This window comes from Bartonella sp. AA86SXKL (assembly GCF_042196885.1).
The window spans coordinates 316-614 of sequence record NZ_JBHIRE010000472.1 but is presented as its reverse complement, the minus strand read 5'-3'; the positions used below and the strand labels follow the sequence as shown (position 1 = coordinate 614).

Sequence of the window (299 nt, the reverse complement as noted above, 5' to 3'; positions counted from 1 at the left end):
CGTGGACGAACTGTGTTTATTGCCGATACAGCTGTTTATGAGAATCCTAACGCCGAAGAATTTGCGCATATAGCCGAACAGACAGCTTCTTTTGTTCGTGGATTGGGGTATCAACCACGGGTGGCATTTGTGGCATTTTCTACTTTTGGTTATATGAAAGGACAGGTTACGCGCCATATTCAAGATGCCGTTAATATTTTGCGTGAACGCAGGGCTGATTTTGAATTTGATGGAGAAATAAGTGCTGATGTAGCGCTTAATGTGAAATTGATGCAGCAATATCCATTTATGGGATTAAC

General features: G+C 41.8%; 1 protein-coding gene. It reads left to right on the top strand.

Features of this window, described 5'->3' with window-relative positions:
• On the top strand, window positions 1-299 hold a 299-nt coding region (locus ACFIO5_RS12710), incomplete at both ends, for a phosphate acyltransferase (protein WP_375705600.1).